This is a genomic window from Streptomyces violascens, from assembly GCF_014649955.1.
In the GTDB taxonomy this organism is placed as follows: domain Bacteria; phylum Actinomycetota; class Actinomycetes; order Streptomycetales; family Streptomycetaceae; genus Streptomyces; species Streptomyces violascens.
The window spans coordinates 1-8,087 of the sequence record NZ_BMUA01000063.1; the positions used below are offsets into that span (position 1 = coordinate 1).

At 71.6% G+C, this 8,087-nt stretch carries 11 protein-coding genes; 10 read left to right on the plus strand and 1 reads right to left on the minus strand.

Annotation, left to right across the window (positions count from 1 at the left end):
• Positions 1-775: 775 nt before the first annotated feature.
• A complete protein-coding gene (locus tag IE206_RS41850; RefSeq protein ID WP_189971986.1) occupies positions 776-1,108 on the minus strand; it encodes a hypothetical protein in 333 nt (110 codons plus the stop codon).
• An 873-nt stretch (positions 1,109-1,981) separates the two neighbouring features.
• On the opposite strand from IE206_RS41850, the gene IE206_RS41855 reads away from it, so the two are divergent.
• From IE206_RS41855 to IE206_RS41900, 10 genes are all read left to right on the plus strand, one after another.
• Positions 1,982-2,680, plus strand: a complete 699-nt coding sequence (locus IE206_RS41855; protein WP_189971988.1) for a hypothetical protein — start codon at positions 1,982-1,984, stop codon at positions 2,678-2,680.
• 80 nt (positions 2,681-2,760) lie between these two features.
• Positions 2,761-3,345, plus strand: a complete 585-nt coding sequence (locus IE206_RS41860; protein ID WP_189971990.1) for a hypothetical protein — start codon at positions 2,761-2,763, stop codon at positions 3,343-3,345.
• A 162-nt stretch (positions 3,346-3,507) separates the two neighbouring features.
• On the plus strand, positions 3,508-3,753 hold the full coding sequence (locus tag IE206_RS41865) for a hypothetical protein (RefSeq protein WP_189971992.1): 246 nt from the start codon (positions 3,508-3,510) through the stop codon (positions 3,751-3,753).
• Positions 3,754-3,790: 37 nt separating this feature from the next.
• On the plus strand, positions 3,791-4,180 hold the full coding sequence (locus IE206_RS41870; protein ID WP_189971994.1) for a hypothetical protein: 390 nt from the start codon (positions 3,791-3,793) through the stop codon (positions 4,178-4,180).
• Between the two features lie 152 nt (positions 4,181-4,332).
• On the plus strand, positions 4,333-4,500 hold the full coding sequence (locus tag IE206_RS41875) for a hypothetical protein (protein ID WP_189971995.1): 168 nt from the start codon (positions 4,333-4,335) through the stop codon (positions 4,498-4,500).
• Positions 4,501-4,536: 36 nt separating this feature from the next.
• Positions 4,537-4,809, plus strand: a complete 273-nt coding sequence (locus IE206_RS41880) for a hypothetical protein (protein ID WP_189971997.1) — start codon at positions 4,537-4,539, stop codon at positions 4,807-4,809.
• Between the two features lie 283 nt (positions 4,810-5,092).
• Positions 5,093-5,299, plus strand: a complete 207-nt coding sequence (locus IE206_RS41885) for a hypothetical protein (protein WP_189971999.1) — start codon at positions 5,093-5,095, stop codon at positions 5,297-5,299.
• Positions 5,300-5,478: 179 nt separating this feature from the next.
• Complete coding sequence (locus IE206_RS41890; protein WP_189972001.1) at positions 5,479-5,838, plus strand: hypothetical protein; 360 nt, start codon at positions 5,479-5,481, stop codon at positions 5,836-5,838.
• A gap of 165 nt (positions 5,839-6,003) precedes the next feature.
• Positions 6,004-6,369, plus strand: coding sequence for a hypothetical protein (locus tag IE206_RS41895; RefSeq protein WP_189972003.1), 366 nt, complete (start codon positions 6,004-6,006; stop codon positions 6,367-6,369).
• 224 nt (positions 6,370-6,593) lie between these two features.
• Positions 6,594-7,292: a TniQ family protein gene (locus tag IE206_RS41900; protein ID WP_189972005.1), complete on the plus strand. Its 699-nt coding sequence runs from the start codon at positions 6,594-6,596 to the stop codon at positions 7,290-7,292.
• The last annotated feature ends 795 nt before the right edge of the window (positions 7,293-8,087 follow it).

An 8,087-nucleotide genomic window follows, 5' to 3' on the forward strand; every position in this document is an offset into this window, starting at 1 on the left:
CCCAGCTACGCTGGGTAAACCCCTGGCCTTCGGCCAGGGGGCTCGGGCCTTCGGCCCTTCGCGGGTGTATACGATGAACTCCCGTGCTTCGCACGGGAGTTGGCGGGGCCTGCGGCCCCGCTCCCGGCCTCCGGCCGGGTGGCGCGGGCTGCGCCCGCGCTGGTGGAGTGGGGGCGGGGCGCTCCGCGCCCCTTGTTGGTGAGTGGGTGTCAACTCTGGCGCTGCGCGCCGGAGTTGGGCGGTTGGGTCCGGATGCTTCGCATCCGGACTTGGTTGGGTGGTGCCGGAGCGCTCCGCGCTCCGGTTACTTTGGGTGATGGGCTTCGGGGGGTTGTTTTGATCTTGAGGTGGAGCGCTCCGCGCTCTTCGGTGTACGTCGGGTGCGGGTGCTTGGGGGTGCAGGGAGGGCTCGCTTCGCTCGGCGGCAAGGGGGTGGGGGTGGTGTGCGTTGTCGGGTGCCGGCCGAGTTGGGCGGGGCGGGATCGAATCGGGTTCGGTTTGCGGCGTTCTGAGTGAGTGTCACCCGGCTCTCAGTGTGTTGTTACCCCGCTTCTGTCGAGCGGGCGCAGCCCAGGAGGCTCAGGGCGGCCGGGGCGCAGCGACGGTGTGGGGGGCGAGGGCGGTGGGCGAGGCGCCGGATGCCACCGAACAACGCCGGACAACGGTGAACAACTCGCCCACCAGCAGCACTCGGAGGCGGGGCGGAGCTCGTCGGCTGGACGTTTCTGGACGCTTTTGGACGGCGCGGGACGGCGGGCGGCGTCGGGCCGGTTGTTCAGGTGGTGCTGCGGGGTGGGGCGGTGCGGCGGGCGAAGGCGGTGATGCCGGGTAGGTCGGAACGGCGTGCGGAGGCCTCGGTGGTCAGAGCCTGTACCGAGGGCCGGCGGGCTTCTTGTGGCGCGGCCTGTTCTACTCGCTGCAGCTGGGCGAACGCGGCCGGGACGTCGCCGGCGGCCAGGAGCGCGCGGGCGGTGTCGGTGGCCACGCGGGCCCGGCGTTCGGGCGTGGGCAGCACGGCCGCGTCCAGGCGCGCCGCGTACGCCAGGGCCCGGTCGACGTCGCCGAGCTCACGGTGGATCCCGACCCGGTACAGCGTGCACTGCGCCACCGACAGGTCCCCGCCCCTTCGCGTACGGATGGAGGGGCGGGGAGGCGAGCCGCGCTCTGCTCAGCCCAGGCCGCGAACTCCTCAGCAGGGGAGGACATTCGGGCCTCCTTGCCGTCCCCGGACACCTCGCCTGGGAAAAAAGGGGGCCTTCGGCCCGTCCTGCGACCGTACGAGCCGGCCAGCGCCCCGGACAGAACGCACACCCCGACGCCGCGCGCCCCTCAAGCCCCCACGCCAGGCCGGGCACCTGCCGGTGTTGCGCGGCACCGCAACACCCCGCGGCCACCGCCACCGCCGACGAGCTCCGCGGCGGTGACAGGCGCCCCAGCTCCAGGACGACGGCCAGGCCGCCCCGATCCCCGGTGTTGCCCAGGTACGGCAACACCACGGCCGCGGGCACCGCGTACAGGCACGGAACCGCTACCCAGCCCCCAACACCCCGGGTAACGAACGTCGGGGCGACGGACGACGACCAGGGCGCAGCACCCGGCGCCGAGGGCGGCCAGGACCGACGGAGCGGACGGCGTACGACGCGGTGAGGCGCGGCCGGAGGTCGGCGGGCGAAGCAGGGCGCGGCAGACCTACACGCTCCAACAGCGCGCTGTAGAAGCCCGATCGAACAGCACGCCCATCCCCCACGCACGAGACGCCGCAGGACGCGCTGACGGCGCTTCCATGCGGGCCCGAGCCCGCGGCGCTTGTGGCCGGTGCGCAGCTCGGGGCTCCGGGCAGTCAACGCGCGCCGGAGCAAAACAAGTTAGACCCCTGGAGCAAAACAAGTTAGACCCCTCTGGTTTGATCTCCACCCCCTCTTGGGGTACATTAGTGAATACATCGGGGTGAGCGCCCCGGCCCCGAAGCCAGGAGGAAGCCATGAACAACGACGTGATCAGCTGGAACAGCGCCAACGGCGACACCTACGCGTGCCCCCGCTGCAACCACGACACGGCGGACCAGCCCACCAGTTGGGAGGTGTACACCTGCTGCAACTGCGGCACGCGCTTCGCCCGCTTCCCGCGCCTCCAGCGCTTCCTGCGTCACGTCGGCATCACCTGCGAGTTCTGCACCGAGCGCCACCCCGTCGTCGTCGACGGCAAGCCCTACGGCTTCCTCCGCAACCGCCACAACGGCAGCGGGACCCACGCCCGCCACCAGGTCGAGGCATGGAAGTACGACACCGACGAGATCCCCGACCACAAGGACCGCGTCCTCTACCGCGACACCTGCGCCACCCGCGCGGACGCGCTGGCCTCTCTCGCCCGCGCCCGCAGCTACAACGGCGTCGAAGACGACTTCAGCCCCGTCCTCGCCGTCGTCGCCGACAAGAAGTTCAACAAGTACTACGGCGCCGACCACCTCACCAAGGAGCAGCAGGACGCCCTCCACGACGGCACCCTGGAGGTCTACGGGGTAGGCGTCATCCGCACCCACGACGCCCCCAGCCCCATGCGGGGCTGGTTCTACCCCGACACCGACACCTTCACCTGGGGCTTGATCGCCCCCAGCGGCCTGGAAGGCCTCTACACCAAGGCAGCGCCCGAGGCTCTGGCCGCGAACGCCCCGAAGCTCTGACAGCAGGGGCCACCGGCCCCAAGGGCGGGGCGCAGCAGGCACCCCGCCTCCCGGCCCGACACAACAAGGAGCGCCGACCCATGAGCCGGTACCACGCCAGCCCCACGCACATCCTCGCCCTGGTCAAGGGCGCCGCCGAGGGCGATGCCATCAAGCACATCACCCCGGCCGGCCTGGGCACCCACCTCGACGACGCCGTGGCCTGCGGCCTGCTCACCGTCGGCAGCGACGACTACGACTTGCACCCGACCGACACCGGGCGCGCCCTGTACGAGGCGCACCTCACCGGCCTCCCGGACGGCCGGGCCAACCACTGGGGCAGTGCCGTCCCCCGCGCCGCCGTCGACCAGGTGCACCAGCTGCACCTGGAGGCCACCGACCGCGCCGTCGTCGTCGAGGCCGAGCTCACCGGGCCGGGCCACGGCACCGTCACCGTCCCCCACGGCACCCGCCACGCCACACCGCCCCGGGCCACCCTGGGCCGCACCCGCAACGCCGCGGGCCGCGCCACCGGCTGGTACATCGACCCCGCCCCGGGCGGCCCCGCCCCGGCCCGTGCCACCGGGCGCACCAAGAACGACGCCATCCGCGCCTACCTGCGCACCCTCGGCGCCTGGCCCGACGCCGTCACCTACGCCCGCATCCGCTACACACTCCCGCGCTGAACACCCCCACCCCGCGCAGCGACAGGCCCCGGAGCAGGAACGGCGCGCGGCTCAGCAACCCCCCGATGACCCTTTTGATTTGACTTTACACTCCGATTCGAGTACATTAGTGAATATGGATGAGGGAACCGCCCCCACCTCACCCCTTCAGGAAAGGACCCCATGAACCAGTCCGAGGCAGACCAGGCCCGCACCCTCGCCAGTGAAGTCACCAAGCTCATCGCCAAGTTCGAGACCGACAGCACCCTGACCGACTCCCAGCAGACGATCGACTACCTGACCCTGATGCACACCGAACTGCTCGAATTCGCCGCCACCCCGGACGACGACCGCCTCCGCCAGAGCGTCGCAGGCCACATCACCAACTTCATCAACCTCACCCGCAAGGCCGCCCACCAGGCCGGATAACACCCCAACCCACCCTCTCCCCGAAGGAGTTGTGACGATGCCCCGACGCACGACCGACACACTCAAGCTGCGCGCCCCGCTCCCTGCCCTTCAGGGCGTCTCCGACCTCCGGATCCGGGCGACCTACCCCACCAACGCCCCCGACGGGTGGACGGTGGCCCTCCTGCGCCTGCCCAACGACTACTACGTCGTCGTCGGACACCAGCCGCATGACCAGTGGGCCGCGGTGTACCGCCACTACGTCGTACCGGGAACCCGCGTCGAGGACCCGCGCGACGTACGCACCGACCCGGTAACGGGAGTCGACATGCCGCACGGCATCAGGTTCCGCTGGCGCGACGGCAGGGGCATCTCATCCGTCCTGCGCGCCCTCGCCCCCCTCGACCGCGCCGACAGCAGCCCCACCCTCCCCTCCGCCAAGGTCTGACCGGGCCCCGGGCCCAGCAGCCCGACCAGACGGCCCCCGCACCCGAACACGGCGCGAGGACGACACCCGCGACCAGGACGGCCGACCCGATCACCAAGACCACCCGCACCACCCACGACAGCACGACGCCGACACCCGCCAGGAGAACACCAATGACCACCGTCAAGTGCAGCGACTGCGACACGAACAACGCCCGCACCACCGCAACATGCATCGTCTGCAACCGGCCCCTGCCCGTCTCCCGCGTACGCGGGACCCGCATCTCCCGCGTACGCGGGACCCGCATCTCCCGCGTCCGCAAAAACCTGCGCCACCCCTGAACCACACCACCCCGCACAGAACCGGAGCGCCATCCGATGGACACCACCACCGCGCAGCCCGACACCGCCGCTCTGTGGCAGAACCTCGCGGACGTCCTCAACGCCCTCGCCGCCGCCGGTCTCCACCCCGACTTCCACGACCGCTACGGCACCTGCACCAACTGGCAGCACCAGCCGTACGCCTCCAGCAACTTCGGCAACAGCCCGTGGGTGGTCTTCGACCTGCGCGACCGCGAGTACAGGGTCACGACACGCGAACGGACCCTCGCCGGGGAGCACTCCCGGCCCCGCCGCCGCAAGCCCCGCTGACCCCCACCATGCTCCGCCTGCCAGGCCGGGCCTGGCAGGCACCCGCACCGACTGCGCCAACGCCTCCAGGAGTCGCCGGGCACAACCCCGTCGCTGTCGCAGCTACCAAGGGACTTTCGTGAGCCACCAGCCTTCCACCGTATGCAGTCTCCGCCCGAGTGCGTACATGTCCCGCAACGGAACGCCCAAGCGGGGCCAGTGCCCCTACGAACCGCACTGGGTCGTGACGAGCGGAACCGGAGGGGAGACGTTTCTGTCCTGCCGGACCCATCTCAATGCCCTCGTGGAACTCGCGCTCGCACGCAGCACCGCGACCTCCATCGCAGTCAAGCCGGTGCAGGACACGCGCAAGAAGTCCGAGGATCTGGCCGCTCAGGAGGCCATCGCACGCCGCAAGTGGGCCGAGCAGGTGGCCATGCGAGCCCTGGTGGCCGAGCAGAGGGAGCGCTTCGAGCTGCTGGTCCGAATTGCCTTCGCCAGTGAGGCCTGAACCTCCACACACCCAGTCCCTGCCGGGCGGACCGGTACGACGCGCGAGCGCCCTCCCGCCCCGGGCCGGGCGCACCGCCGCGCCGCAACAGGCCCAGCGCCGGCGCGGCGAGTCAGCCGACAGACCACAGGTTGCCCGCCGCCCTCCGCTACCCAAGAACCCAGCACCAGGAGGCTCATATGGAGCTCGTACAGCTCGACGTTCCCGCAACCGACCCGGGCTTTCGCCTCGATCTCGAAGGCCGCGCCCGCTTCGTGCACGAGGGCTACACCGTCGATGTCCTTGTTCGCCGGCCGAACGAACAGGATGCGCTCGAATACATCGAGGCCGGCGAGATCCTCGTCATCGGCACGGTGGTATTGGAAGGCCTCGAAGTCGCCAACGTCACCCGCCTCGCTGAGGAGAGCGACGGCTCCAGCATGCGCGAAACCCTGGAACAGGTCCTGCGTGACGCCGTCGAGAACACCCGCCGCATGGTCGCGCGCCTTGCGGCCCGGGTCGAGAAGACCGATCGCGCCCACCAGGAGCAGCAGCCCTAGTCCCACGTTCTCGCCACGGTCGGGCGAGGCCGATAAGGGCCCCGAGCGCCGCCGCCAGATCCGCCGCCGCGAAGAGCGCCTCTGGCGCCACGCCGGGAACCTCCCCCGGCAACCCCGCCCGCCCCGCGATCCCGATCCCGCCAACACCCCCAGGAGCCACGCCACATGGGCCCGTACGCCAGTCCCTCCCAGCCGCCACGCTCCCGCGCCGTCGACAGCCTGCGCGCCCTTGTCCCTGACGACGCCGACGTCATCCGCGTGCGCGGCGCCGCGCCGAACGCCGCCAACGGCTGGACATGGGCGCAGGCAGAGGTGCTCGGCGCCTACCAGTGGCCGCCCTACCCCGGCGAGGCGCTGCGCCCCCTCTCCCACACCCCCGACGACAACACGCACGCCAGCCTGACCATCTGCGAGTTCCTCACCACCTTCCAGTACGCGCCGATCGTGCGCCTCGTACGCGCCAACGACGCCACGTACACGTTCAGCATCCGCCTCAGCTGCCCCCGCTGGGAGGACTGGGACGACGTGTGAGTCCCCAGCACCGGCGCAGCCGTGCCACCGCGTCAAGCGGGGTGTGGCCGCTACGATGACGGATGCACCAGGGCAACCGCGCCGCGCCCGGTCCACCACCTCGACGCCCACACCGCCGCAGGGGACCACAGACGTCTGAGACTCGCGCGAACAGCTGTGTCATGCCCTCCTCCTGGACGGCCGACGCGTGTGGGGCAACAGGCCGACAAAGGACGTGAGACATCATGACCAACCCCCGCCGTCGTGAACAGGACCGCGCTGTGCGCGCGTACAAGCGGGCCCACCCCGGCATCACCCTGCACCAGGCCCGCCAGGCCGTCGCCGACCGCACCCGCCGGCAGCAGAACCTCCCAGCCCGGATCCCGGGCGTACCCCTGCCCCGCCCCACCGAACGCCTCGACAGCTACGTGCAGCGGGTCGCCGCAACCGCCGGCGTCCAGCGGCACCGAGCCATGGAACTCCTCGGCCTCGCCCCCGGCACCTCCGCAACCGAACGCCTGGACAACCTCGCCCACGGCCTGGACGACGACACCGTCCGGGCCCTCGTCGCAGCCACCGGCATGACCCCCGAGCAGGCCCGCGCCCTCACCACCCCGCGCGCCACGCGCCCCGACCTGGACGCCGTACGACGCATCACCGAGACAACTTTCGCCGCCGGCCGCTACCGCCGTGGCGGAGAGGGCAAGACCTCGACCTCCCGTGACCTCGCCCGGCTCCTCGCCGAAACGTACGGATCACGAGTCCTTCCCGTCGACCTGCCTGTGCACCAGCTCTTCCCAACCCCCTACCGTCCGGTCATCGCCGATCTGGACTGGCCGTCCCAGGCCACACGGCCGTCCATTGCCCCCGAGGCCTTCGACGAGGCCGCCAACGTCCTCGGGACCGGGCAGGGCACCAGCACGGACGCGCCGCGGCACGAGTAGCGGCCCGCGCGGCCCAGCGCGACGGCCGGGCCCGCGCAGACCCCCGACGCCGTCGGCCGGGCCAGGCGCAGCGGCCTGGTCCGCCGGCGGCGTACGGAAGGCGCAGCGGCCCGGACTCGCCGGCGGGTCAGCCGGCCGCCGCGTCTCCCTCCCGGCGGCCGACGGCCACCTCCTGGGCCGCCTGCTCCAGCACCTCGCACAGGCCGCGAGGCCGCTGGCTGCGCAAACTGCCAAAGGCCTCCCCCGGGGGCAGTGAGCAGCAGGTGCCCGTGCACGCCGCTCACCCACATTCCGGCCGGCCGCTACCGCGGCCAGCAGGCGCCGACTCCCGGGCTCCCGGGCTCCCGGGCTCCTACCGATACGCGCCGCAACCGGCAGGCCGGGCAGCCCCGTTCACCCTCCCGTATGAAGCAGCTTTCGCCCCAGACTGTCCCCGCGCTAGATTCCTCTCGTCACAGCCCGGGGCACCGGGAATGACCCGGACCTCCACCATGAGCAAGCACAGCGCTCGGAGAACCGACCCGCGTACGTCAGAACCTGACGTCCCCAGAGGTTGGGTGTCCAGTAACTCCCGGGATTCCGGGGATGCTTAGCCCGTCCGGTCTCCCAGGCGGGCACATTCACGTTGCAACCCCCCTCGGCCGACGCGACCTACACGTCCCGGGCCAACAAACGGCGGGTGCCCGGCGCGGGCCTGCCCATCGCCCCCGCAGACCGCACCACCCGGGCACCGTCCGCACGGCCCAAGGCCTCCCACGACACACGCAGCGGCCCACGCAGGCGGACAAACCCCCG